21 protein-coding genes and 2 riboswitches are annotated in these 23,131 nt (G+C 69.2%); of the genes, 15 read left to right on the top strand and 6 right to left on the bottom strand.

Translation table 11 applies throughout. From position 1 onward, the window contains the following. Together DPV74_RS24650 and cobA are read right to left on the bottom strand one after the other, a co-directional pair. Nucleotides 1-192: cobalamin biosynthesis protein (locus DPV74_RS24650; RefSeq protein ID WP_205571939.1), on the bottom strand; the 192-nt coding region annotated here is incomplete at its 3' end. Next, nucleotides 192-941 (bottom strand): uroporphyrinogen-III C-methyltransferase, encoded by a 750-nt coding sequence (gene cobA, locus DPV74_RS24645; RefSeq protein WP_119338131.1) that lies wholly within the window; start codon nt 939-941, stop codon nt 192-194. The genes cobA and DPV74_RS24650, both read right to left, overlap by 1 nt. Before the next feature lie 166 nt (nt 942-1,107). Continuing rightward, nucleotides 1,108-1,345, bottom strand: a riboswitch (cobalamin riboswitch). Nucleotides 1,346-1,458: 113 nt separating this feature from the next. Continuing rightward, a riboswitch (cobalamin riboswitch) is annotated at nt 1,459-1,724 on the top strand. On the opposite strand from cobA, the gene DPV74_RS24640 reads away from it, so the two are divergent. The 8 genes from DPV74_RS24640 to DPV74_RS24605 all read left to right on the top strand — a co-directional run bounded on the left by DPV74_RS24640 (nt 1,713) and on the right by DPV74_RS24605 (nt 10,318). After that, entirely contained in the window at nt 1,713-2,027 is a 315-nt protein-coding gene (locus DPV74_RS24640; protein WP_162923123.1) for a hypothetical protein, read from the top strand. It overlaps the preceding riboswitch by 12 nt. 25 nt (nt 2,028-2,052) lie before the next feature. Continuing rightward, nucleotides 2,053-3,141: a cobalamin biosynthesis protein CobW gene (gene cobW, locus DPV74_RS24635; RefSeq protein ID WP_060205537.1), complete on the top strand. Its 1,089-nt coding sequence runs from the start codon at nt 2,053-2,055 to the stop codon at nt 3,139-3,141. A gap of 6 nt (nt 3,142-3,147) precedes the next feature. Further along, complete coding sequence (gene cobN, locus DPV74_RS24630; protein ID WP_119338130.1) at nt 3,148-6,960, top strand: cobaltochelatase subunit CobN; 3,813 nt, start codon at nt 3,148-3,150, stop codon at nt 6,958-6,960. Next, on the top strand, nt 6,957-8,033 hold the full coding sequence (locus DPV74_RS24625) for an ATP-binding protein (protein ID WP_119338129.1): 1,077 nt from the start codon (nt 6,957-6,959) through the stop codon (nt 8,031-8,033). The genes cobN and DPV74_RS24625 overlap by 4 nt, the downstream gene beginning before the upstream one ends. A 68-nt stretch (nt 8,034-8,101) precedes the next feature. Then, complete coding sequence (locus tag DPV74_RS24620; protein ID WP_119338128.1) at nt 8,102-8,710, top strand: VWA domain-containing protein; 609 nt, start codon at nt 8,102-8,104, stop codon at nt 8,708-8,710. Between the two features lie 60 nt (nt 8,711-8,770). Further along, entirely contained in the window at nt 8,771-9,223 is a 453-nt protein-coding gene (locus DPV74_RS24615) for a YaiI/YqxD family protein (RefSeq protein WP_119338127.1), read from the top strand. A gap of 182 nt (nt 9,224-9,405) precedes the next feature. Beyond that, nucleotides 9,406-9,978 carry a DUF1993 family protein gene (locus tag DPV74_RS24610; protein WP_027787423.1) on the top strand — a complete coding sequence of 191 codons (573 nt, stop codon included), beginning with the start codon at nt 9,406-9,408 and terminating at the stop codon, nt 9,976-9,978. Between the two features lie 13 nt (nt 9,979-9,991). Beyond that, nucleotides 9,992-10,318: a low molecular weight protein tyrosine phosphatase family protein gene (locus tag DPV74_RS24605; protein WP_027787422.1), complete on the top strand. Its 327-nt coding sequence runs from the start codon at nt 9,992-9,994 to the stop codon at nt 10,316-10,318. 21 nt (nt 10,319-10,339) lie between these two features. On the opposite strand, the gene DPV74_RS24600 is transcribed toward DPV74_RS24605, so the two are convergent. Both DPV74_RS24600 and DPV74_RS24595 read right to left on the bottom strand, forming a co-directional pair. Continuing rightward, nucleotides 10,340-10,762 carry an NUDIX hydrolase gene (locus DPV74_RS24600; protein ID WP_119338126.1) on the bottom strand — a complete coding sequence of 141 codons (423 nt, stop codon included), beginning with the start codon at nt 10,760-10,762 and terminating at the stop codon, nt 10,340-10,342. 149 nt (nt 10,763-10,911) lie between these two features. Continuing rightward, complete coding sequence (locus tag DPV74_RS24595) at nt 10,912-11,151, bottom strand: hypothetical protein (protein WP_119338125.1); 240 nt, start codon at nt 11,149-11,151, stop codon at nt 10,912-10,914. A 277-nt stretch (nt 11,152-11,428) separates the two neighbouring features. Between DPV74_RS24595 and DPV74_RS24590 the strand changes: the two genes are divergently transcribed. From DPV74_RS24590 to DPV74_RS24575, 4 genes are all read left to right on the top strand, one after another. Further along, nucleotides 11,429-12,625: a CaiB/BaiF CoA-transferase family protein gene (locus tag DPV74_RS24590; RefSeq protein WP_240440017.1), complete on the top strand. Its 1,197-nt coding sequence runs from the start codon at nt 11,429-11,431 to the stop codon at nt 12,623-12,625. Nucleotides 12,626-12,738: 113 nt separating this feature from the next. Beyond that, the gene (locus DPV74_RS24585) at nt 12,739-14,040 is read left to right on the top strand and encodes a CitMHS family transporter (RefSeq protein ID WP_119338124.1); all 1,302 of its coding nucleotides are present in this window, start codon (nt 12,739-12,741) and stop codon (nt 14,038-14,040) included. Between the two features lie 142 nt (nt 14,041-14,182). Continuing rightward, nucleotides 14,183-15,349: an acyl-CoA dehydrogenase family protein gene (locus DPV74_RS24580; protein WP_021160073.1), complete on the top strand. Its 1,167-nt coding sequence runs from the start codon at nt 14,183-14,185 to the stop codon at nt 15,347-15,349. Between the two features lie 60 nt (nt 15,350-15,409). Next, nucleotides 15,410-16,153 carry an IclR family transcriptional regulator gene (locus DPV74_RS24575; RefSeq protein ID WP_021160072.1) on the top strand — a complete coding sequence of 248 codons (744 nt, stop codon included), beginning with the start codon at nt 15,410-15,412 and terminating at the stop codon, nt 16,151-16,153. A gap of 120 nt (nt 16,154-16,273) precedes the next feature. Here DPV74_RS24575 and DPV74_RS24570 read toward each other — a convergent pair whose 3' ends face one another. Then, a complete protein-coding gene (locus DPV74_RS24570) occupies nt 16,274-17,629 on the bottom strand; it encodes a chitinase (protein WP_059700229.1) in 1,356 nt (451 codons plus the stop codon). 390 nt (nt 17,630-18,019) lie between these two features. Between DPV74_RS24570 and DPV74_RS24565 the strand changes: the two genes are divergently transcribed. Together DPV74_RS24565 and DPV74_RS24560 are read left to right on the top strand one after the other, a co-directional pair. Further along, nucleotides 18,020-18,343, top strand: coding sequence for an H-type lectin domain-containing protein (locus DPV74_RS24565; protein WP_027787415.1), 324 nt, complete (start codon nt 18,020-18,022; stop codon nt 18,341-18,343). Between the two features lie 510 nt (nt 18,344-18,853). Continuing rightward, a complete protein-coding gene (locus DPV74_RS24560; RefSeq protein ID WP_162923125.1) occupies nt 18,854-21,118 on the top strand; it encodes an Ig domain-containing protein in 2,265 nt (754 codons plus the stop codon). Nucleotides 21,119-21,334: 216 nt separating this feature from the next. Here DPV74_RS24560 and DPV74_RS24555 read toward each other — a convergent pair whose 3' ends face one another. Further along, complete coding sequence (locus DPV74_RS24555; RefSeq protein WP_060172210.1) at nt 21,335-22,237, bottom strand: LysR substrate-binding domain-containing protein; 903 nt, start codon at nt 22,235-22,237, stop codon at nt 21,335-21,337. 94 nt (nt 22,238-22,331) lie between these two features. On the opposite strand from DPV74_RS24555, the gene DPV74_RS24550 reads away from it, so the two are divergent. Continuing rightward, a partial coding sequence (locus DPV74_RS24550; protein WP_162923124.1) for an MFS transporter occupies nt 22,332-23,131 on the top strand: 800 nt, incomplete at its 3' end.

Below are 23,131 nucleotides of genomic sequence, written 5' to 3'. Positions count from 1 at the left end.
GTCGAACGCGACGAGCGGCCAGCCGCGTCTCGCGCACAGCGTGCGCAACGCGCGTGCGCGCGCCTTGTCGGCGAGCGTGGCGACGAGCGCCGGTTCGGCAGCCGGGTACCGCACCAGCGCGACGCGGATCGCGGCATCGAGTTGCGCGGCCGTCACGCCCGCGCGGAAACCGACACCGATCGCGACGCGCATCACGCGCGGCCGCCGAGTGCGGCGCGTACCGCGGGATCGTTGGCGAACGCCGCGACGCGGCCGATCACGACGATCGCCGGCGAACCGATGCCGGTCGCGCCGACACGCTCGACGAGCGTGTCGAGCGTCGCGAGCACGTGCCGCTGTTCGGGGCGCGTCGCGTTCTCGATCGCCGCGCACGGCGTGTCGCCGGGCAGGCCGCCTTCGCGCAGCGCGGCTGCAATCGTGTCGAGCCGGCGGATGCCCATGTAGACGACGATCGTCATGCGCGTGGCCGCGAGCGCGCGCCAGTCGGGTTCGTCGGCGCCCGCGCCGTGGCCCGTGACGAAGATCACGCCCTGCGCGTCGCCGCGCTGCGTGACCGGAATGCCGAGCGCGGCCGGCGCGGCGATGCCCGCCGTGACGCCGCTCACGACCTCGACTTGAAATCCCGCGGCGCCGAGTGCGGCCAGCTCCTCGCCGCCGCGGCCGAACACGAACGGGTCGCCGCCCTTGAGCCGTGCGACGCTGCGGCCCGCGCGCAGATGCGCGAGCATCGCCGCGACGATCGCATCTTGCGGCGTCGATGCATGGCCACCGCGCTTGCCGACGTGCTCGATGTGCGCATCGGCGCGCGCATGGCGCAGCACGTCGGGGTTCACGAGATCGTCGACGAGCAGCACGTCGGCCGAGCCAATCGCGTGGACGGCCTTGAGCGTCAGCAGGTCGGCGTCGCCGGGGCCGGCGCCGATGAGCCAGGCGCGGCTCATCGGGCGCGGCACGGCGCGCACCGTGTCGAAACAGTGGAAACGGGAAGGCGGGCGGGGCAGCGGCCAGCAGACAGGTGAAGCATGACGGATCGGACGAAGCCCGCGCGGACGCGGGCGGAATGCGCACTCGATCCGTCCCCCGCGGATCGGGCGTTCGGCGAGCATCGGGCTCGCCCCTTGCGTCGGCCGGTATCCGGGCTGGCCGCTTGCCAGGCCGCAGCCTTCCCGCCCGGTGGACGGGCAGTGGCATCGTGGGCGGCCTGGGCGCGTGCGCGGGGAAGCGCGTCGCGCGGGCGGCGTACCGTTGCGGGGACAGCACAGGCAGGGCGGCGATCCGCCTCCTGTTTCCCGTTTAACTGCATGCACGGAATGCGCATGCGAGCACCGAACGCGGCGCTACGATAGCACAGCGATTCCCCCGCGCGAACCGCCGTGCGCGGCGTCCGGCCGCGCACGGCGGCCCTCCGGAACCGGGCCCGGCAGCCCGTTTTGCCTTGACGCTCCCCGCACCGCCGCCTACACTCGCACGCGTTTTGGTGCTCGCGCGCGCCGCTCCGGTGCGCGCAGTTAAACGGGAAACAGGGAGCCTGCCTGCGCCGCAGTCGAGCCAACCTGTGCTGCCCCCGCAACGGTAAGCGAACGCGTCGCGCGCAAGCGCCACGCAGCGCCGCTTCGCCGCATGCCGCGCGCATGCGGAAGACCGCCACTGGATTGCTGTCCATCCGGGAAGGCGAAGCGGCGTGTTCGCCAGCCCGGATACCGGCCCAAACGTTGGGGTTCAGCGCCGCGGGGAGGCGGCGCATCGTCCACGGCCGCAGCAGGCCCGACGCCCGCGTGTTGTCCGTTTCCACCGCCGATCTGCCGCTGCGCGAACCCGCGCCGGGCGGCGCGGTGAACGGCAGGCGCGCGAGCCGGGCCGGCGGCAGCCGTGTTGGCATTCACGATGTCGACCGTTCGCAAGGAAGCACCATGTCCGATTCGTCGTTCCGCCCGTCCCGCGACTGTCCGTCCGGATCGCGCGGCGGCATGCCCGCGATCCGCCAGATGAACTGCCACGCCGCCATCGACGCGACGATCCCGGGCTGATTCCTTTTTCGACACAGGACCTACCATGACCCTACGCAAGCTTCCCGTCACGATCGTCACGGGCTTTCTCGGCAGCGGCAAGACGACGCTGATGCGCCACATCCTGCAGCACGCCGAAGGCCGCCGCATCGCGGTGATCGTCAACGAATTCGGCGAACTCGGCATCGACGGCGAAATCCTCAAGGGTTGCGGCATCGGCTGCGAGGATGCCGACGGTGCGCAAGGCGAAGCATCGGGCCAGCTCTACGAACTCGCGAACGGCTGCCTGTGCTGCACCGTGCAGGAGGAGTTCTATCCGGTGATGGAAGCGCTCGTCGAGCGCCGCGCGGACATCGACCACGTGCTGATCGAGACGTCCGGGCTCGCGCTGCCGAAGCCGCTCGTGCAGGCGTTCAACTGGCCGACGATCCGCAACAGCTTCACGGTCGACGCGGTCGTGACCGTCGTCGACGGGCCGGCCGCCGCAGCCGGCCAGTTCGCGGAAAACCCGCAGGCCGTCGACGCGCAGCGCCGCGCCGATCCGAACCTCGACCACGAATCGCCGCTGCACGAGCTGTTCGCCGATCAACTGTCGTCCGCCGATCTCGTGATCGTGAACAAGGCCGATCTCGTCGGCGACGCGGAATTTGCGCAGATCGAAACCGCGATCCGCGACGAGATCCCGCCGCAGGTGAAGATCGTGCGCGCGACGCGCGGCGAGCTCGATCTCGCGATGCTGCTCGGCCTCGAATCGGCATCGGAAGAAACGATCCACCTGCGCCACGACCATCACGGCTCGGCCGACGACGGCGATCACGATCACCATCACGACGATTTCGACTCGGTGGTCGTGTCCGGCGATGCCGGCACGCGCGAGGCGACGATCGCCGCGCTGCAGCGCGTCGTCGAAGCGCATACGATCTACCGCGCGAAAGGTTTCGCCGCGCTGCCCGGCGCGCCGATGCGGCTCGTGATCCAGGGTGTCGGCCGCCGTTTCGACAGCTATTTCGACCGTCGCTGGCAGGACGGCGAAACGCGCGCGAGCCGTTTCGTGCTGATCGGCGAGGATCTCGACGCGGCGGCGCTGCAACGCGCGTTCGACGCCGCGTGCGCGGCCGAGCCGCAACAGGCGTAACGCACGATGCATCTGCTGCGCACCACGCCGGGCGGCTTCGTCGACGATACGCAGGGTGTCGTCCGGATCGACCAGCAGCCGGCCGACATCGTGATCCTGAGCTCGGCCGACACGACGCTGTCGCTGCTTGCCAGCGTCGTGCCGCACCTGCCTGCGGGCTTCCCGAGCGTGCGGCTCGCGAACGTCACGTTCCTGCGGCAGCCGGCGTCGGTCGATTTCTACGTCGACGACGTGTTGCAGCACGCGAAGGCGGTCGTGATCGACCATCTCGGCGGCGAGGCGTACTGGCCGTACGGGATCGAGCAGGCCGTGTCGCTCGCGTCGAAGCGCGCGCAGCAGCTCGCGATGTTCTCGGGCGACCTGCAGGAAGACCCGAACCTCGTCGCGAAGAGCACCGTCGCGCCCGGCCTGTGCCGGCTGTGGTGGCGCTACCTGCGCGAAGGCGGCGTGCACAACGCCGAGGCGCTGCTGCGCAGCATCGCATTCCACACACTCGGGTTCGGCGACGAACCCGAACCGCCGCGCCCGTTGCCGGCCGCCGCGCTGTATCACCCGGCGCGCGACCGCGCGAGCGTCGACGACTGGCGGCCGCGCTGGACGCCGGGCGCACCCGTTGTCGCGATCCTGTTCTATCGCGCGCACTGGCAGGCCGCGAACACGGCCGTGTTCGATGCGCTGGCCGATGCGCTCGTGCGGGAAGGGCTGAATCCGCTGCCGATCGCGGTCACGTCGCTGAAGGATGCGGTGAGCCGCGAAGTCATCACGCAGCTCTGCGACACGCACGACGTCGCACTCGTGCTGAACACGACCGCGTTCGCGGCCGGCGCGATCGACAGCCCGGAACACGACGTGCTCGCCGGCGACGCGCCGGTATTGCAGGTGATCCTGTCCGGCGGCAATCGCGACGCGTGGGTGGCCGACAACCAGGGCCTGCATGCGCGCGACATCGCGATGCACATCGCGCTGCCCGAGGTCGACGGCCGGATCGTCACGCGCGCGGTGAGCTTCAAGGGGCTCGCGTACCGCTGCCCGCACACCGAGGTCGACGTCGTGCGCTACCAGCCGGACGCCGAGCGGATCGCGTTCGTCGCGGCGCTCGCGCGCGGCTGGTGCCGGCTGCGCACGCTCGACAACGCGACCAAGCGCGTCGCGCTGATTCTCGCGAACTATCCGCAAAGCGAAGGGCGGATCGGCAACGGTGTCGGGCTCGATACGCCGGCGTCCGCGCTGCGCGTGCTCGCGGCGCTGCGCGACGCGGGCTATGCGGTGGCCGACCTGCCGCCCGACGGCGACGCGCTGATCGCGCGGCTCACCGAAGGCGTGACCAACGACGCGGCCGTGCATGCGCTGCGCCCCGCCTTCCAGAGCTTCCCGCTGGCCGACTACGTCGCGCATTTCGCGCGGCTGCCGGCGGCCGTGCGCGACGCACTGAACGCACGCTGGGGCCCGCCCGAAGCCGATCCGACGCTGCGGCAAGGGCGCTTCACGATCGCCGGCTGGCGCGCGGGCAACGTGTTCGTCGGCATCCAGCCGTCGCGCTCGCGCGGCGAGAACGACTACGCGAGCTACCACGACGCGGATCTCGTGCCGCCGCATGCGTATCTCGCGTTCTATTTCTGGCTGCGCGATGCGTATCGCATCGACGCGATCATCCACCTCGGCAAGCACGGCAACCTCGAATGGCTGCCGGGCAAAAGCGTCGCGCTGTCCGACGCGTGCTGGCCCGACCTGACCCTCGGGCCGCTGCCGCATCTTTATCCGTTCATCGTCAACGATCCGGGCGAGGGCAGCCAGGCGAAGCGCCGCGCGCAGGCCGTGATCGTCGATCACCTGATGCCGCCGCTCACGCGCGCGGAAAACTACGGCCCGCTGCAGGATCTCGAGCGGCAGGTCGACGAATACTACGAAGCGCTGATGGTCGATGCGCGGCGCGCGAAGCTGCTGCGCAAGACGATCCTCGCGACGATCGCCGAACACCGGCTGCACGACGAACTGAGCGTGTCGCCGCCGCGTGACGCGGGCGACGAGGACGCGCTGCTGACGCGCGTCGACGCGTGGCTGTGCGAACTGAAGGAAGCGCAGATTCGCGACGGGCTGCACGTGTTCGGCGCGTCGCCGGCCGGGCGCCAGCGGCGCGACACGCTGCTGGCGCTCGCGCGCTTTCCGGTCGGCGACGGCAAGGGCGCACGCGCAGGACTGATCGGCGCGCTCGCGCGCGATCTCGCGCTCGGCGACGATTTCGATCCGCTCGCGGCCGACTGGGCCGCGCCGTGGGTCGGCCCGCGACCGGCGATCCTGCAGGCGCTCGACGCATCGCCGTGGCGCCACGCGGGCGATACGCGTGAACGGCTCGAACGGCTCGCGCAGCAATGGCTGGACAGGCTGTGTGCAGCCGACGGCAGCCGTACGGGCGCGAAAGACGCGACGCCCCCCGGCGACTGGCCGCACACGCTCGCCGTGATCGAGCGCGTCCGCGCGACGCTGCTGCCGGCGCTCGACGCGTGCGGCGGCGAGGAAATGCGTCAGCTGCTGCGCGGGCTCGACGGCCGCTTCGTGCCGCCGGGGCCGAGCGGCTCGCCGTCGCGCGGCCGCCCCGACGTGCTGCCGACCGGCCGCAATTTCTACTCGGTCGACACGCGCGCGGTGCCGACGCAGGCCGCGTGGACGCTCGGCCTGAAATCCGCGCAGCAGCTGATCGAGCGCCATCTGCAGGATCACGGCGACTATCCGCGCGCGATCGGGCTGTCGGTGTGGGGCACGGCGACGATGCGCACGGGCGGCGACGACATCGCGCAGGCGTTCGCGCTGCTTGGCGTGCGGCCGAAATGGGCGCACGGCAGCCACCGCGTGACCGACTTCGAGATCCTGCCGATCGAGATCTTCGACCGGCCGCGCATCGACGTGACGCTGCGCGTATCGGGTTTCTTCCGCGACGCGTTCCCGAACCTGATGCATCTGTTCGACGCAGCGGTGCAGGCGGTGGCCGCGCTCGACGAGCCGGAGGAACTGAACCCGATCCGCGCGCGCATCGAGCGCGAACGCGCGAAGTGGGTCGCACAGGGCGTGGCGCCGGACGAAGCGCGGCGCCGCGCCGGCTGGCGCGTGTTCGGCGCGCGGCCGGGCAGCTACGGCGCGGGCCTGCAGGACCTGATCGACCAGCGCCGCTGGCAGACCGACGCCGATCTCGCGGAGGCGTACCGCCAGTGGGGCGGCCATGCGTATGCGCAGAACAGCGCGGGCGACGCCGCGGCCGACGTGTTCGGCGAGCGGCTCGCAACGATCGACGTGGTCGTGCAGAACCAGGACAGCCGCGAGCACGACATCCTCGATTCGAACGACTATTACCAGTTCCAGGGCGGGATGACCGCGGCGGTGCGGCACCTGTCCGGGCAGCAGCCGAGCATCTACCACGGCGACCACGCGAACCCGGTCGCGCCGAAGATGCGCACGCTGCGCGAGGAAATCGCGCGCGTGATCCGTTCGCGCGTCGTCAACCCGAAATGGCTCGACGGCGTGAAGCGCCATGGTTACAAGGGTGCGGCCGAGCTGGCGGCGACCGTCGACTACCTGTACGGCTATGACGCGACCGCGCGCGTGCTGTCCGACCACCAGTACGCGCTCGTCGCCGACGCGTACCTGTTCGACGACGCCACCCGCGCGTTCCTCGAACGGCACAATCCGAAGGCGCTGCACGGCATCTGCGAACGCTTCGTCGAGGCGATGCAGCGCGGCCTGTGGCAGCAGCCGGGCGACTATCGCGAGCGGATCGAAACGGTCTGGCTCGACAGCGAACAACTCCAGGAAGGGGGACGGCGATGACCGATCCGACGACGCACCGCGCGCGCGCGGTTTTTCCGTTTGCGGCGCTCGTCGCACAGGACGCGCTGCAGCAGGCGCTGCTGCTCGCCGCGATCGACCCGTCGCTCGGCGGCGTGCTCGTGAGCGGCCCGCGCGGTACCGCGAAATCGACCGCCGCGCGCGGCCTCGCCGAGTTGTTGCCGGAAGGGCAGTTCGTCACGCTGCCGCTGTCGGCGAGCGACGAGCAGGTGACGGGGACGCTCGACCTCGCGCATGCACTCGCCGAAAACGGCGTGCGCTTCCGGCCGGGCCTGCTCGCGCGGGCGCATCTCGGCGTGCTGTATGTCGACGAGGTGAACCTGCTCGCCGACGGGCTCGTCGATACGCTGCTCGACGTCGCCGCGAGCGGCGTGAACATCGTCGAACGCGATGGCGTGTCGCATGCGCACGACGCGCGCTTCGTGCTCGTCGGCACGATGAATCCCGAGGAGGGCGAGCTGCGTCCGCAACTGCTCGACCGCTTCGGCCTGATGGTCGAACTGGAGAACTGCTTCGACGCCGCGCAGCGCGAGCGGATCGTGAAGGCGCGGCTTGCCTTCGATCTCGATCCGGAGGCGTTCCGCGCGCGCCACGCATCCGCGCAGCGCGCACTCGGCGAACGGATTCACGCGGCGCGCGCACGGCTGGCGACACTCGATTTCGGCGATGCGGTGCATGCGCACGTCAGCGCGCTGTGCATCGACGCGGCCGTCGACGGGCTGCGTGCCGACCTCGTGATGTTGCGCGCGGCGCGCGCGCTCGCCGCACTTGAGCAGGCCGATACGGTAACGGTGTCGCATGTGGCGCGTGTGGCCGAAGCCGTGCTGCGGCACCGGCGCCATGCCGGTGCGCCGCCGTCGTCCGGCGCGTCGCAGCCGGATCATGCACGCGACGACCGTTCGCCGCCGGATGCGCGCCAGCAGCCGGGCGATCAACCGGCCGCAAGCGGGAACGGCGCCGCGGTCGCGCAGGGCGACTGGGGCTACCTGCGGCCCGAGCCGGCGGGGCTGCGCGACGTGAAAAGCGTGGTGCCGCTGCCGCTAAAAAAACACTGAGCCATCGAGCCGGCGCCGCCGCGAACGCCGTTCGCGGTCCTCGATGGCAGCCAGGCGCAGCCGCCCGCGTGCCGGGCACGGCGCGCACCGGCACGGCCGTCGCATGGCCGGCGACGTTCGCCGCGAAGCGCGGCGATCCGTTGCATCGCGGCCATCTGCGCTTCCGCAAGCGGGCGGGCGCACCGGATGCACTGCATTGCTTCGTGCTCGACTGTTCGGCGTCGATGCTGTCGCACGAGCGGCTCGCACTGGCGAAGGGGCTGATCGTCGCGTATTTCGACCAAGCCGCGCGCGATCGGGTCGAAACCGCGCTGGTCTGTTTCGGCGGCGACGGCGCCGCGCGGCGCTTCGGCCCGGCCGTGCCGCGCTGGTGGAATGCGCGCTGGCTCGAACCGGTCGACGGTGGCGGCGGTACGCCGCTCGCGGACGGCGTCGCGGCCGCCGCGCAGTTGCTCGCGCGCGCGGCGCGGCGCGATCCGGACAAGCAGCGCTGGCTGTGGGTGCTGTCCGACGGACGCACGCGCGAGATGCCGGCCAAACCCGCGGCGGCCGATCACGTCGTGTTCGTCGACTTCGACGATGCGGCCGTGCGGATCGGGCAGGGCGAGCGGCTGGCCGCTGCGTGGGGCGCGCAATGGGTGACGGCCGACGCGCTGTGCACCGGCCGCACCGGCTGATCGCCGGCCGCGGTGCGCTATGATCGCCGCTTCTGCTTCTGCCCACTGGAAAAAACCGCCATGCAAGTACTGGTCGATGCCGACGCGTGTCCCGCCGTCATCAAGGACATGCTGTTTCGCGCCGCGCGTCGTGCCGAAATCAGCGTGACGCTGGTCGCGAACCAGTTCCTGCGCACACCGCCGTCGCCGTTCATCAAGGCGGTGCAGGTGCCGGCCGGCTTCGACGTCGCCGATGCGCGGATCGTCGAGCTGGCGGAAGCCGGCGACCTCGTGATCACCGCCGACATCCCGCTGGCCGCCGCCGTCCTCGACAAGGGCGCGCATGCGCTCGACCCGCGCGGCAACTGGTTCAGCCGCGAGAACATCGAGGAACGCCTGTCGACGCGCGCGATGATGGACCAGTTGCGCAGCGCCGGGATCGACACGGGCGGGCCGGCGCCGTTCAGCGCGCGCGACGGCAAGACGTTTGCATCGCAGCTCGACCGGTTCCTGGCCCGGCACGGCAAGCCTTGAGGCCGGGGACAACGGCCGCGCGTCGTGATCGTCCCGCGGCGGGGGAACACCCGCACGCCATGCGTCGCCATGCCGCACCGTTGAATCCGCATCGAATCGCGTTCGTCACCCGGGCCGGGATGCACGTTTGCACCGACGCTGCTATCGTGGCGCAAACGACAACCCAACCCAGGAGCGCACGCGTGACACCGACCCAACTTCTCGTTCCGACCTTCACCCACATGCTGCGCGCACAGACCGCGTGGCTCGACAAGGCCGCTGCGCACCGGCAGGCCGCGGGCGACGCGCCCGACGCGGCGATGACGTTGAAGCTGGCGCCCGACATGTATCCGCTCGCGGCGCAGGTGCGCTTCTCGTGCTTCCAGGCCATGGAGCCCATCCACCGGCTGCGTGGGGAACCGTTGCCGGCTGCACTGCTGGCCTTGCGCGAGGCGGGATGGAATGCGGATGCGCAGCCCGGCTCGCTCGCCGATGCGCAGGCGATCATCGCCGGCACGCTCGCATTTCTCGGCGAACTCGCGCCGGACGCGCTCGACGGCGGCGGCGCGCTGCCGATCGCGCTCGAGTTGCCGAACGGAGTCGCATTCGACATGACGGGCGAACAGTACGCGCGCGACTGGGCACTGCCGCAGTTCAATTTCCACGCGATCACCGCTTACGCTATCCTGCGCCACCATGGCGTCGAACTCGGCAAGGCCGACTACGTGTCGCACATGCTCGCGTACGTCCGGCCGGGCACGATTCCGCAAGGTTGAACCTCGCAGCGACATGACACGGGCACTCTTCATCTGCAGCCGCAACCGGCTGCGCAGCCCGACGGCCGAAGCGGTATTCGCCGCATGGCCGGGTGTCGAAACCGACTCGGCGGGCCTCGCGCCCGACGCGGACACGCACGTGTGCGCCGAGCAGCTCGACTGGGCCGACGTCGTGTTCGTGATGGAGCGCGCGCACAAGACCAGGCTGGCCGCGCAATTCGGTACGCATCTGCGGCACAAGAAGGTCGTCTGCCTCGACATTCCCGATCGCTACACGTACATGCAGCCAGAACTCGTCATGCTGCTCGAACGCAAGGCCGGCCCGTTCCTGCGCACGTGACGGGCGCGGGCGGGATCGACGTCAGCGCAGCCGGCCGTTCGCGATCGCCGAAAAACAGTCGAGCCGCAGCAACTCGATGATCTTGAGCGTCGGCACGCTCGCCCGGAGCGTGTCGAGCCGGTCGACGGTGAACCACTTGCAGCGGGCGATCTCGTTGCTCGCGCGCGGCGTCAGGTGCGCCGGCACGTCGGCCACGAACACGTGGTGGAGCTTCGTCAGCCCGCCGAACTGCACCGCGTAGTCGAGCGCGAGCCCCTCCAGCCGTGTTTCCTCGGCGAGCTCCCGCAGTGCGGCGTCGAGCGGCGTCTCGCCGCGCCGGATCGTGCCGCCCGGCAGCGACCAGCGCGACGCGGTGCGAGCGACCAGCAGCACGCTGCCGTGCTGGCGGCACACGATCGTGGCGCGTTCCTTGATGACGGCGAGGGTGTCCGGCCCGGTACTCATGTTCGGCAAAACAGGTGCTGAATCGTGGAGAAAGTGCGCGTCGGCGGCGCGTTGCCCGGCCGCGGCCGCGACGGCTTGCAGGCAGCCGCAGCGATCCTACCGGTCGTTCATGACAGTTCCGTGCACGGCGTCGCGCAACGGGCGCCGGGTCACGTGTGCTTATAGATCCCGCTGCGCGTCGGCTTCACGTGGCGCGGATGGCGGCGCTTGTGAACGGCACGCCGATGGTGAGGCGGCGGGTTCGCGTGCCGTGCGGTCGGTGCCGTGGCGTGCGGTGCTCCCCCGGGCATCTGCGTTTGCCCCTCGCCGAAGTGGTACGTCTGGGTCTGCGCATGTCCGACACCCAGCGTCGACGCCAGCACGAAGGCCGCCAGCAGCATCCGTTTCATGAATAGTCCGCCTGAATTTTTCGAGATAGAGATTTCCCGCCAGCTTAGCGAAAGGCGGGGCGCCATCGCAACCGGCCCGTGTTCGGTGTCGTCCCCACTTGCGCACGGCGACGTCTTCCGCACGGTCTCAGGGTACCGCCGGGGTTGACAACATAATTCCCCAGTGTGAATATAAATTCACATACAAGAATTATTCGTCGAATCCGGACGGTCGCGTCGCAGGCGCCTGACCTGCCGGAACCGGCAGTCCGATCAACCGGAACCAGGAGCGGGACGCATGGCGAAACACGAGCAGCAGGGCGCGCTGGCGGGATTGCGCATCATCGATCTGTCGCGGGTGCTGGGCGGCCCGTACGCCACGCAGATCCTTGCCGACCACGGCGCGGAGGTGATCAAGGTCGAACCGCCGTCCGGCGACGAAACACGCACGTGGGGGCCTCCGTTCGACGGCGATACCGCGTCGTACTTCCTCGGGGTGAACCGCAACAAGCTCGGCATCGCGCTCGACCTGACGCAACCGGCCGACCGCGAGCGGCTGCTCGGCCTGCTCGACGACGCGGACGCCATCGTCGAGAACTTCAAGATCGGCACGATGGAGCGCTGGGGGCTCGGTTTCGACGCACTGCATGCGCGGTTTCCGCGCCTCGTCCATTGCCGCGTGTCGGGCTTCGGTGCGGACGGCCCGCTCGGCGGGTTGCCCGGCTATGACGCGGCCGTGCAGGCGCTCGCGGGGCTGATGAGTGTCAACGGCGAAGCGGGCGGCGCGCCGCTGCGGGTCGGCGTGCCGATCGTCGATCTCGTCACCGGGCTGAACGCGGCGCTCGGCGTGCTGATGGCGCTGCGCGAGCGCGACGCGAGCGGCCGCGGCCAGTTCGTCGAAGCGACGCTGTTCGATTGCGCGCTGTCGATCCTGCATCCGCACACGCCGAACTTCTTCCATTCGGGCAACGCGCCCGTGCGCACCGGCAACGCGCATCCGAACATCACGCCGTACGACAGCTTTCCGACGGCGAGCGTCGACATCTTTCTCGCGGTCGGCAACAACGGGCAGTTCGCGGCACTGTGCGACGTGCTCGGCACGCGCGACTGGCCCGGCGATCCGCGTTTCGCGGACAACCGCGCGCGCAGCGCGAACCGCGCCGTGCTGCGCACGTTGCTCGAAACGGCGCTGGCCGCGCACGACGGCGCGGCGCTCGCCGAGCAGCTGATGCGCCGCGGCGTGCCGTGCGCGCCGGTGCTCGGGCTCGATGCGGCGCTCGATCATCCGCATGTCGCGCATCGGGAGATGAAGGTCGAGCTGGGCCGGCATCGCGGCATCGCGTCGCCGATCAAGCTCGGCCGCACGCCGGCCACGTACCGGCGGCCGCCGCCCGCGCTGAACGAACACGCGGCGCAGGTATTCGCCGACGCCGGCACGACCGGCTGCGCTACCGAACGCGATAACGACCGCGATAACGCCCCGCGCCGGAACTGACCGGCATCGCGGCCGCCGACGCGTACCGCGCGACCGGCGGCGCTGTACCGCACGACCATTCGAACCCCACGCCGGCCCACCCACGGGCACACCGGCTGAAGAGGAGACGCATCATGCTTGCATGGATCGGCGCGATCGCCATCGTCGCGCTGTTCGGCCTGATCATCACGAAGCGGCTGTCGCCGCTCGTCGCGCTGATCGTCGTGCCGGTGGCCGCGTCGCTCGCGGCCGGTTTCGGGCTCGCGACCGGCAAGTTCATCGTGCACGGCGTACAGAACATCGGCCCGATCGCCGGGATGTTCGTTTTTGCGATTCTTTTTTTCGGTATCCTCACCGACGCCGGGATGCTCGACCCGATCATCGCGGGCGTGCTGCGCGTGATCGGCTGCCATCCGCCGCGCATCGTGATGGGCTCGGCGCTGCTCGCGCTGCTGATTCACCTCGACGGCTCCGGCGCCGTCACGTTTCTCGTCACGCTGCCCGCGATGATGCCGCTCTATACGCGGCTCGGAATGGATCGGCGCATCCTCGCGTGCGTCGCGTCGATGGCGGCCGGCGTCAATTTCCTGCCGTGGGTCGGGCCGATGCTGCGGGCGTCGGCGGCGCTGCACATTCCCGGTTCCGCGATCTTCATGCCGATGATTCCGGTGCAGACCGTCGGGCTCGTGTTCGTGTTCGGCACCGCGTACGTGCTCGGCGTGCGCGAGGCGAAACGCCTCGGGCTCGATCGTGCCGGCGCGGCGCCGCTCGAGATCGCGCCGCGTGCGCTGACCGATGCCGAGCGCGCGTTACGCCGGCCGGAACGCTTCCGGATCAATCTCGCGCTGACGCTCGTGGTACTCGTCACGCTCGTGTCGGGCATCGTCGACCCGATGGTGATGTTCATGCTCGGCACGGTCGCCGCGCTCGTGATCAACTACCCGGACGTGCAGGCCCAGCGCGAGCGGATCGACGCGCATGCGAAGGCCGCGCTGATGATGGCGAGCGTGCTGCTCGCGGCCGGCGCGTTCACCGGCATCATGTCCGGCACCGGGATGCTGAAGGCGATGGCGGACGTGGTGGTCGCGCACGTGCCGGTCGAGCATGCGCGCCACATGCCGTTCGTGCTCGGGCTGCTGTCGATGCCGCTCAGCCTGCTGTTCGATCCCGATTCGTTCTACTTCGGCGTGCTGCCGGTGCTCGCGGAAAGCGCGAAGCTGCTCGGCGTGCCGCCGATCCAGATGGCGCAGGCCGCGCTGCTCGGCCAGATGACGACGGGGTTCCCGGTGAGCCCGCTCACGCCCGCGACGTTCCTGATCGTCGGCCTGACCGGCGTCGAGCTCGCCGAGCATCAGAAATTCACGATTCCGTTCCTGTTCGCCGCCACGGTGCTGATGGTGTTTGCCGCGGTGATCGTCGGCGTGTTTCCGTTGTGAGCGCCCCAGGCCTGCCGCGTCGTGCCGGCGCTCCGACGGGGCGATCCCGCGAGGGAACGTTCCGCCGGGCGCACCCCCTGGCGTCGCCTGGCATTTTCTTCAGAGCGGCGCGGCCGCTCGGCCTTTTCCCGGAGAGCCATCCATGCAGTTCGACCTGACCGACGACCAGCGCGCAATCGAAAGCGCGATCGAGAAAATCTGTGCGCGCTTCGGCGACGACTACTGGCTCGAACGCGATCGCGCGGGCGGGTTTCCCGCCGACTTTCACGCGGCGCTTGCCGAGGCCGGCTGGCTCGGCATCGCGATGGACCCGGCGCACGGCGGGGCCGGGCTCGGGATGACCGAGGCCGCGCTGATGATGCGCACGATCAGCGCATCGGGAGCCGGCCTGTCGGGCGCGTCGGCCGTCCACATGAACATCTTCGGGCTGAACCCGGTGCAGGTGTTCGGCAACGACGCACAGAAGGCGCGTTTCCTGCCGCCGCTGATCGCCGGGCGCGACAAGGCGTGCTTCGCGGTGACGGAACCCGATGCGGGCCTCGACACCACGCACTTGAGCACGCAGGCCCGCCGCGACGGCGACCACTACGTGCTGAGCGGGCGCAAGATCTGGATCTCGACCGCGCAGGTGGCGAACAAGATGCTGATCATCGCGCGCACGACGCCGCTCGACCGGGTCGCGAAGCCGACCGACGGGCTGAGCCTGTTCTACACCGATCTCGACCGGTCGCGCGTCGAAGTGCGCGAGATCGAGAAGATGGGCCGCAAGGCGGTCGATTCGAACATGCTGTTCATCGACAACCTGCGCGTGCCGGAAGGCGACCTGATCGGCAACGAAGGCGACGGCTTCCGCTATCTGCTGCACGGGCTGAATCCGGAGCGCATCCTGATCGCGGCGGAGGCGATCGGGCTCGGGCAGGCCGCGCTGCGCCGCGCGACGCAGTATGCGTGCGAGCGCGTCGTGTTCGGCCGGCCGATCGGGCAGAACCAGTCGATCCAGCATCCGCTCGCGCAGGCGTGGATGCAGCTCGAGGCCGCGTGGCTGATGGTGATGAAGGCCGCGACGCGCTACGACGCGGGGCAGCCGTGCGGCGCGGAAGCGAACGCCGCGAAATACCTCGGCGCGGAAGCCGCGTTCCAGGCGTGCCAGACGGCGGTCGCGACGCACGGCGGGATGGGCTACGCGAAGGAATACCATGTCGAACGCTACCTGCGCGAGTGTATGATTCCGAGGCTCGCGCCCGTGAGTCCGCAACTGATCCTGTGCTACATCGCGGAGAAGGTGCTCGGGCTGCCGAAGTCGTACTGACCGTACCGACCCGGCGGCCGGCCCGGCGCGCGGTTTCCCGTTCCGATTCAAGCGCTCGTCATGGACGTCAAACTCGTTGCCCGCACGCTCGACCTGTTCGAGCTGTTCGCCGCCGAACGGCGGCCGCTGCCGCTCACCGAACTCGCGCGCCTGCTCAATGTGCCGGCGTCGAGCTGCCTCGCGATGGCGCGCACGCTCGTGAGCCGCGGCTACCTGTACGAAGTGCGCAGGCGCGGCGGCTACTACCCGACGCGCCGCCTGCAGACGATCGCCGCGGCGATCGACGCGACCGACCCGGTCGTCGACATCGTCCATCCGCATCTCGTCGCGCTGCGCGACGCGAGCCGCGAGACGGCCGTGCTCGGCAAGATCCAGGGCGTGTCGGTCACCTACCTCGACGTCGTCGAATCGGAGCAGGCGATCCGTTATACGCGCGAGCCGGGCGAACTGCGCCCGCTGCATGCGAACTCGATCGGCAAGGCGATCTTCGCGGAACTGGCCGGCGACGCGCAGCAGGCGCTCGGCGCGCAGTTGCCGTTCGAGCGCTTCACCGACGCGACGGTGGCGGATCTGCCCGCGCTCGTCGCGCAAACCGCCCGGTTTCGCGAACTCGGCTGGGCCGAGAACTTCGGCGAGAGTGCGCCCGAGCTGTCGGCGATCGCGGTCGCGCTGACGCTCGACGGCGACTGGTACGGGTTGTCGGTGGTCGGGCCGTCCGAGCGGATCCGCCAGCATCGCGATACGCATGCGGCGCTGCTCGTCGACGCGAAGGCCAGGCTGCTCGCCGAGCACGCGCGCGGCTGACGGCGGGCGTACTGGAGGAGGGTAGGCAAGCGAAGCGGGCCGTCCGCCGGCGATCGGGCCGCGATCGCCGTGAACGGCCCCCGATACGCGTGCGGGCCTAGCGACGGCCGATCCGCGGCATCACGATTTCACCCACACACCGCCCGCACTCGGGTTGTCGCCTTGCGTCCACCATTTCGCGCAGTATTTCGCGCCCTGGTACATCACGCAGGTGCCGCCTGAATACGCGGTGGTCGCCGACCACGTGGCCGTGCCGCCGCCGACCGGTTTCCACACGGCGGCCTGGCCGGGCACGTCGCCCTGCGTCCACCATTGCGCCTGATACGTCGTGCCCTGGTAGGTGACGGTCGCGCCGGCCGTATAGACCTGGCCGGCCGCCCAGGGCGCGCCCGGTTGCGGCGTGCCGCCGTCCGAGCCGCCGCCGTAGTTCGGATCCTGCGTGACGCCCGCGCCCCACTTGCCGTCGAGCTGCCTGAAGATCGTCGCGAACGCGTACGGCTGCTGCGCGACGCCCGAACAGGTCGGCGACGCATACGTGCCGCCGGACGGGCACGCCTGGTCACGGCCGACCGACCAGTTGCCGAAGAAGCCGTAGCCGTTGGCGACCGCCGCGTTCAGCACGCTCTGCGCATTCGCGAGCGTGAAGGTTTCGCCCTGCACGTCGTTCACGCCGATCATCGGCGTGACGCCGACCATCTGCCAGAGCTGGGCATGGGTCTTCGGCTGGCCGGCCGACTTGAAGGCCGTATCGAGTTGCGCGTACAGCGCCTGCGCGGCGCTGATCGCGGCCGCCCCCATGTCGATGTTCGCGGGGCCGTAGTCCATCGCCATCACGTTCACCGCATCGAACACGGCCTTGTTCGAGATCGCCGCGTTGACGACGTTCAGGCCGTCCTGCGTGAGCCCGGTCGGCATCGTCGGCAGCGTCAGCGTGACGTGCAGCGGCTTGCCTTTCGCCGCGTAACTCGCCTGCAGCTGGGCGACGGCCTGGAAGTTGCGCGCGACCGCGGCCGTGTCCAGCTGCGACGCGCCCTCGATGTCGAAGTCGATGTGCGTGAGGCCGTACGTATCGATCACGGTCTGGTACGCGCCCGCCAGCGCGGGAACCGTCGAGCATGCCTGCATCAGCGGCGTGCCGTTCGCGCCGCCGAACGACACGGCGACTTCGCCGCCTTTCGCGCGATAGCTCGCGATCGACGTCGACAGCGCGGTCAGCAGGCCGCCGCTCGCGCCGTTGCCGATCGGCTGCACGCCGCCCCACGACGGAGTACACCCGTTGCCCGCGACCACGAACGCGAGCGTGAACTGCTGGATGCCTTGCCGGACGCCGATCTGGTCGACGAGCGGCGTCGGATAGAGCGTCACGTCGACGTAGGGCGCATAGACGCCGGCGCCCTGGGACACGCTCGCCACGGCGAGCAGGCAACCCGCGGCAAGCGCGCGCGGGATGAAACGCGGCAACACATTGTTGTGCATTGTGTTCTCCAAGTGGAAGAGGGATACGCTGGCCCGCGTATCGCCGCCGGTCGGGCGACCGGGCATGCCCGGCCGGCGGCGTGCCCATCTTGGAGGATTCGCGTCGAATAGTGAATGCTTAGTTGTTCTTTTTGTTATTTGATTCTCGATACGTAACGATCTTGCCGATTCGACATCGTTCCGTCATGCATCGGGCGCGGAGCGGGACAAAATTGCCGTCGATTTCGACATGAAATCGACGCTTCCGACGCCCCTTGATGGCCGCCTCAATCATGTAATCACGTGTAATCGCTTTCGACGCATGCGCGGCATAACGTTGTCTGCGAGCGAAGTGCTTTCGCGCGAGGCTCACTCACGACGTCACGTCGTTCCAACCATCAGGAGCTCAACATGCTGGAAAGAATCGTAGCAAAGCAGGCAGTCGGAAGCGTTCAAGGCGGCAATCAGGATTCCTGGATCAACCCGCCTTTCAATGCCCAAATCACGTTTCCGGGCACGTTTTCGACCGCTCCCATCGTGGTCGTGACGGCCCTCCAGGACCCCAACGACGCATCCAGTTATCCGGACACGTTCTCGGTGACGGTGACCAAGGTCACGACGACCGGATTCAACGTCAACATCACCCGCGAAGACAGGGTGTTCCCCAACTACTCGGGCAGCGACTGGGGGCAAAACCTCTACGTTTCGTATATCGCCGAAGTGCCGAGCCAGTAAAACCCGAACCGGAATCACGCGGCCGCTGCCTCTTTCCAATTGCGCCGGCTTCACCGCCGGAAGTTTGACGAGGCAGTTCCGGCGGCCGGCCAGCCGCAGCCATTCACTGCGGCTGGCCGCCATCGGCGTCGCCTGTCGCGCCGCATGCTCCGCGCAGGTTGTTTGCGCAGGCGAGGGCGGTCGAGGCGGTGACGGTGCGTTGCTGGACCCAGGACCCAGGGCTCGCGGCGCAGATCCCGCGATCCCGGCGCCGCAAAGGATCGCGCTCGAAAGCGCCGGCACGCTGGCCTTTCGATGAAAGATGCCGGCATCGACGGCAGGCGGGAGCGCTCGAATCGGTCGGGCAGACCCGCTACGTCCAATGTCCGGGGTATCCGCCGACTGTCGCCATCTGTCCGTCGGGTCGATCGATTCGGAATTCCAACATTGGCTCGCGGCACGCCAAGGACGGGGGCACGGGTGCATCTGCGCCGCTCACGGCCCCGCCATTTTCGTCAGGAAAGTCGAAACATGACAAGCACTCTACACATTCCGGCCGGCTACTTGACGCTCGGCCTGGACTCCACCGGCGCTGTCGTCGAACTCATCGATTCGCGCAGCGGCCGCAACTACATCTCGCCCGGGAAATCCGTCCCGCTCGTCAGGCTCGTGATCAACGGCGTACTGGCGAAACCCGCCGGCGTCCGATGGTCGTCCGCCGACAACACGCTGTCCTTCGTGAATGATGCCGGCCTCGCATTCGAGGTCGATGTCCGCGTCCTACAGAAAAACGGCTACGCCACCTTTGAAGTCACCCGCGTGTCGACCGATCCCGCTTCCGACGTTCAGACGCTGCTGTGGGGGCCGTTGCCTGTCGCGATCAACCAGACCGTCGGCGAAGCCGCGGGCGTGGTGCGAGACAACGAATTCGCGATCGGCCTCAAGCCGCTCAACGACCGCACCGAAGGCGCGTGGCCCAAGGAATATCCGCAATACGGCTGGGAAAGCGACGTCATCCCCAATCCTTACAACGTGGACGTGGCGGCGCTGGAGCCGTGGTGCGCGGCGGCGAAGACGTCGTGGGGGGCCGTGCTGCGCGCCTTCACGTTCGACTATACGCGCCGGCGCGACCGGCTCAATCCCAATGGCTATCCGATCCCGCTCGGCCCGCTCGACAGCGCAGGCTCGGTCATCGGTTCGAAGATTGCGCTGTACGGCAGCGCACCGGAGCTCGTGACGACCCTGTTGTCGTTCATTGCCTCGGGTGAAAACCTCCCGTATCCGACCCAGAACGGCCAGTGGCAGAAAGTGGCGCAGGCCAGCGGCCAGTCGTCTTTCGTGCTGGACGATCTCGACACCGGCAATGTCGGCAAGGCAGCCCGATTCGCCAGCAGCGCGGGAATCAACTACATCTACTCGCCACGGAATTTTCGCGGCCCGTGGAAATACACCGGGCATTATCAGTTCGACTTCACCTTCGGCGACAGCGACAGCGGAGCCGAAAAGCTGGTGGAAACGGCAAAGGAGTACGGCGTCCGCGTCGGCGTCCATACCATGTCGGACTTCATCAGCGTCGGCCAGCCCACCTCCATCGATCCGTACGTTTCGCCGCCCGCGGATCCTCGTCTGGCCTTGGGCGGTCAAGCCGCCTTGTCCCGGCAGTTGAGCATGACGAGCACGATGCTCTACTTGAGCGGATTCGCGCCGGTGCGGGACGGGATCAACGAGCAGATGCTGCGTATCGGCAACGAGTTCATCTCGTTCAACGCGGTCCAAAGGGGCGTCACCGAATGGCAAGTCAGTGGACTGACCCGAGGCCAGTGGGGCTCCGTCCCGGCCGAAGCCGCGCGTGGCACGCCCGTTGCGAGGGTGATCGTGAATTCGTACGGCGGGGCCATCGGCGGCCTCGGCATCATCGACGAGATCGCCACCCGGCTGGGCGCCATCAGGAACAACGTCGGCATCCGGTCCCACTCCTTCGACGGGGTGGAATCCGCCAGTGATACCGGCTGGGGCAGCTTCGGCATTGCCCGGTTGATCAACGGCACCTACGCCGCCCAGACCGGGCACGACGGATACATCAGCGAGACGAGCCGGATGACCTCGAACGCATGGGACACGCTGACCCGCGCGAGCTGGTCCAACCCGGACGTGGATCAGCTGTACCGCGACAACGCCTTCTACCAGGCCAACTACCTGCCGGGCATGCTTGGATGGTTCGATATCACGGGCGTCTCGTTGACCATGATCGAAACCAGGCTCGCACGCGGCGCGGCGCTCAACGCCGGCATTGGCTTCCAGAGCACGGTGGCATTCCTGCTCTCGGCAGAGTCGACGCCGGATATCCTCGACAAGATCAAGCAGTGGGAAACCGCCAGGAATCTCGGCGCGTTCACCGAAAAGCAGAGGGCCGCGCTTCGCGACCAGACGACCTCGTGGACCCTGAGCGCCGTCACCCCCGGGCAAAGCTGGTCGTTGCAGCAGGTGAATGCCGACGGCGTCCCGATCGGCGCTCCGCAGACCGTATCGGCACCCACACCGCAACTGGGCCCCGCCGTCCTGCCGGTCGCCACTCAAGGCACGCTCTACGGAGCGAAAATCACGACGAATACGCCTGCGACCGTCCGCTTCACGGTGACCAACGGGGGTTTGCCCCCTGGCCTCCAGTTCAATCAGGATACGGGCGGGATTATCGGTACGCCGAGGAAGACCGGGCGGTACACGTTTACCGTCACGGCCACGAATGACGGAGGACTGGCTGACGCGCGAGCGGTTTACACCATCGTGGTGCAGTGAGGTAGCGAGCAGCCCTCATCGATTTCGCAGGCGAGCGCGCCGGCATTCGGGACGCGCGTCGCGGCGGCAGTGCGGCGCGCGTCATTCCGGCGATACCCGCGGCATTCGGTGAGGGCGATCAACCGTTCCGGCGAACGTGATCGGTACGGAAGAGGGTGTCGCGCGGCCGGAACGCGGAAACCACGGGGAAGGTCGATCCGGATCGCTTGACTCGCATCAAGCCGATGCGGGCTGCACAAGCGAGCGCGCGAGTGCGACGAAGCGTTCGACGCACGCCGACGCAAACGGCTCGCCCCACGACATGATCTGCTCGACCGCGCGCGCGCCGGCGAGCGGCACGTACACGACACCCGGACGCTGCAGCGTCGCCGTGAAGCCCGGCACGATCGCGATGCCGCGTTCGGCGGCCACCAGCGACACGAGCGTCGTGATCTGTGCCGCGGTCGCACCGATGCGCGGCGCGAATCCGGCCTGTGCGCACAGGTCGTCCAGTGCCGCGGCCAGTGCCGAGCCGTAACCCGGCGGAAATGTCACGAAGGTTTCGCTCGCCAGCGCCGCGACGTCGACGCTCGCGCGGCCCGCGAGCGGATTCCCGGCCGGCACGGCGGCCACGAGCGGTTCACGCGACACGACGAGCGACGCCACCGGCACGCCAGGCGCGTCGCCCCATGCCCAGCCGAAGCCGATGTCCATCGTGCCGTCCGCGATCTGCCGGTGCTGGCTGGCGGTCGCCGCCTCGCGGAACGCGAATTCGACGTCGGGCATCGTGCGGCTCGCGGCGCGGATGACGTCCGGGAATGTGTCGGACATCGGAATGGCACTCGCATAGCCGATCACGATTCGTCCGGCGATGCCTTGCGCGAGCTTGCGCGCGCTCGCCTCGGCCTCGGCGGCCGCGCTGACGACGTTGCGCGCCTGTTCGAGAAACGCGGCACCTGCCGGCGTCAGCCGCACCGCACGCGTCGAACGCTCGAACAGCCGCACGCCGAGCTCGCTTTCCAGCGCGGCGATATGGCGCGTGAGCGGCGGCTGCGCGACGCGCAGGCGCAATGCCGCGCGGCCGAAGTGCAGTTCGTCGGCGACGACCACGAAATAGCGGAGGCGGCGCAGGTCGAGCATTGTTGTCGTTCCGGTATCAATCGCGATGAAAACGGTATTGGCGTGCGCACGGCGCGCTCGTCAGACTGTCGGCATCGACGACCAGGCAGCTCCGATGAACGACAGGACCACGCGCATCGCGTTCTTTCTCTGCGGCTTCGCCGCGTTTCTCAATCTGTATTCGACGCAGGGCATCCTGCACGAACTCGCGGCCACCTTCGGCGTCAGCGCGGAGCGCGCGGGGCAGGGCGTGAGCGCCACCACGACGGCCGTCGCCATTATCGCGCCGTTCGTCGGCGTGCTGGCCGCGCGCATCGAGCGGCGCATCGCGATCTCGCTGGCGGCGATGGCCGTCGCGCTGCCGGTCGTGTGGTCCGCGCATGCGGCAGGTTTCGCGTCGTTTCTCGGCGCGCGCTTTGCCGCCGGCCTGGTGATGCCGTTCGTCTTCGCGCTGTCGATCGCGTACATCGCCGAGCGCTTCGATCGCGGCACGTCGGCCGAGATCAGCGCGCTGTTCGTCGCCGGCACGACGCTCGGCGGTTTCGCCGGCCGCTTCGCGACCAACCTGATGACGTCGATGTGGGGCTGGCGGCATGCGCTCGACGTCGTCGCGGCGCTGTGTCTCGTCACGGGCGTCGCGATCTACGCGAGCCTGCCGGCGTCCGGCGCGATCGCGCGTCGCGTCGAACCCGACACGGAGGCCGGTGCGGGGCCGGCCTGGCGCATCGTCACGCGCGGCCCGCTGCTCGCGTCGTTCGCGATCGGCGCGTGCGTGCTCGCGTCGCAGGTCGCGACGTTCACGTTCGTCGGCCTGCGCCTGGCCCGCGCGCCGTTCGGCTTCGGCACGGTCGGGATCGGCGCGATCTATGCGGTGTTCCTGGTGGCGGTGGTCGTGACGCCGCTGGCAGGGCGCCT

The sequence above is a fragment of the Burkholderia sp. HAN2018 genome, from assembly GCF_024704855.1.
GTDB classification, from domain to species: Bacteria; Pseudomonadota; Gammaproteobacteria; order Burkholderiales; family Burkholderiaceae; genus Burkholderia; species Burkholderia cepacia.
This window is presented reverse-complemented; position numbering and strand designations above follow the sequence as displayed.

Bases quoted from the DNA above. Each gene is read 5' to 3' on its own strand.
- cobA (WP_119338131.1), bottom strand. From the start codon at position 941: ATGAGCCGCGCCTGGCTCATCGGCGCCGGCCCCGGCGACGCCGACCTG.
- cobW (WP_060205537.1), top strand. From the start codon at position 2,053: ATGACCCTACGCAAGCTTCCCGTCACGATCGTCACGGGCTTTCTCGGC.
- cobN (WP_119338130.1), top strand. From the start codon at position 3,148: ATGCATCTGCTGCGCACCACGCCGGGCGGCTTCGTCGACGATACGCAG.
- DPV74_RS24625 (WP_119338129.1), top strand. From the start codon at position 6,957: ATGACCGATCCGACGACGCACCGCGCGCGCGCGGTTTTTCCGTTTGCG.
- DPV74_RS24615 (WP_119338127.1), top strand. From the start codon at position 8,771: ATGCAAGTACTGGTCGATGCCGACGCGTGTCCCGCCGTCATCAAGGAC.
- DPV74_RS24605 (WP_027787422.1), top strand. From the start codon at position 9,992: ATGACACGGGCACTCTTCATCTGCAGCCGCAACCGGCTGCGCAGCCCG.
- DPV74_RS24600 (WP_119338126.1), bottom strand. From the start codon at position 10,762: ATGAGTACCGGGCCGGACACCCTCGCCGTCATCAAGGAACGCGCCACG.
- DPV74_RS24595 (WP_119338125.1), bottom strand. From the start codon at position 11,151: ATGAAACGGATGCTGCTGGCGGCCTTCGTGCTGGCGTCGACGCTGGGT.
- DPV74_RS24590 (WP_240440017.1), top strand. From the start codon at position 11,429: ATGGCGAAACACGAGCAGCAGGGCGCGCTGGCGGGATTGCGCATCATC.
- DPV74_RS24585 (WP_119338124.1), top strand. From the start codon at position 12,739: ATGCTTGCATGGATCGGCGCGATCGCCATCGTCGCGCTGTTCGGCCTG.
- DPV74_RS24580 (WP_021160073.1), top strand. From the start codon at position 14,183: ATGCAGTTCGACCTGACCGACGACCAGCGCGCAATCGAAAGCGCGATC.
- DPV74_RS24575 (WP_021160072.1), top strand. From the start codon at position 15,410: ATGGACGTCAAACTCGTTGCCCGCACGCTCGACCTGTTCGAGCTGTTC.
- DPV74_RS24570 (WP_059700229.1), bottom strand. From the start codon at position 17,629: ATGCACAACAATGTGTTGCCGCGTTTCATCCCGCGCGCGCTTGCCGCG.
- DPV74_RS24565 (WP_027787415.1), top strand. From the start codon at position 18,020: ATGCTGGAAAGAATCGTAGCAAAGCAGGCAGTCGGAAGCGTTCAAGGC.
- DPV74_RS24560 (WP_162923125.1), top strand. From the start codon at position 18,854: ATGACAAGCACTCTACACATTCCGGCCGGCTACTTGACGCTCGGCCTG.
- DPV74_RS24555 (WP_060172210.1), bottom strand. From the start codon at position 22,237: ATGCTCGACCTGCGCCGCCTCCGCTATTTCGTGGTCGTCGCCGACGAA.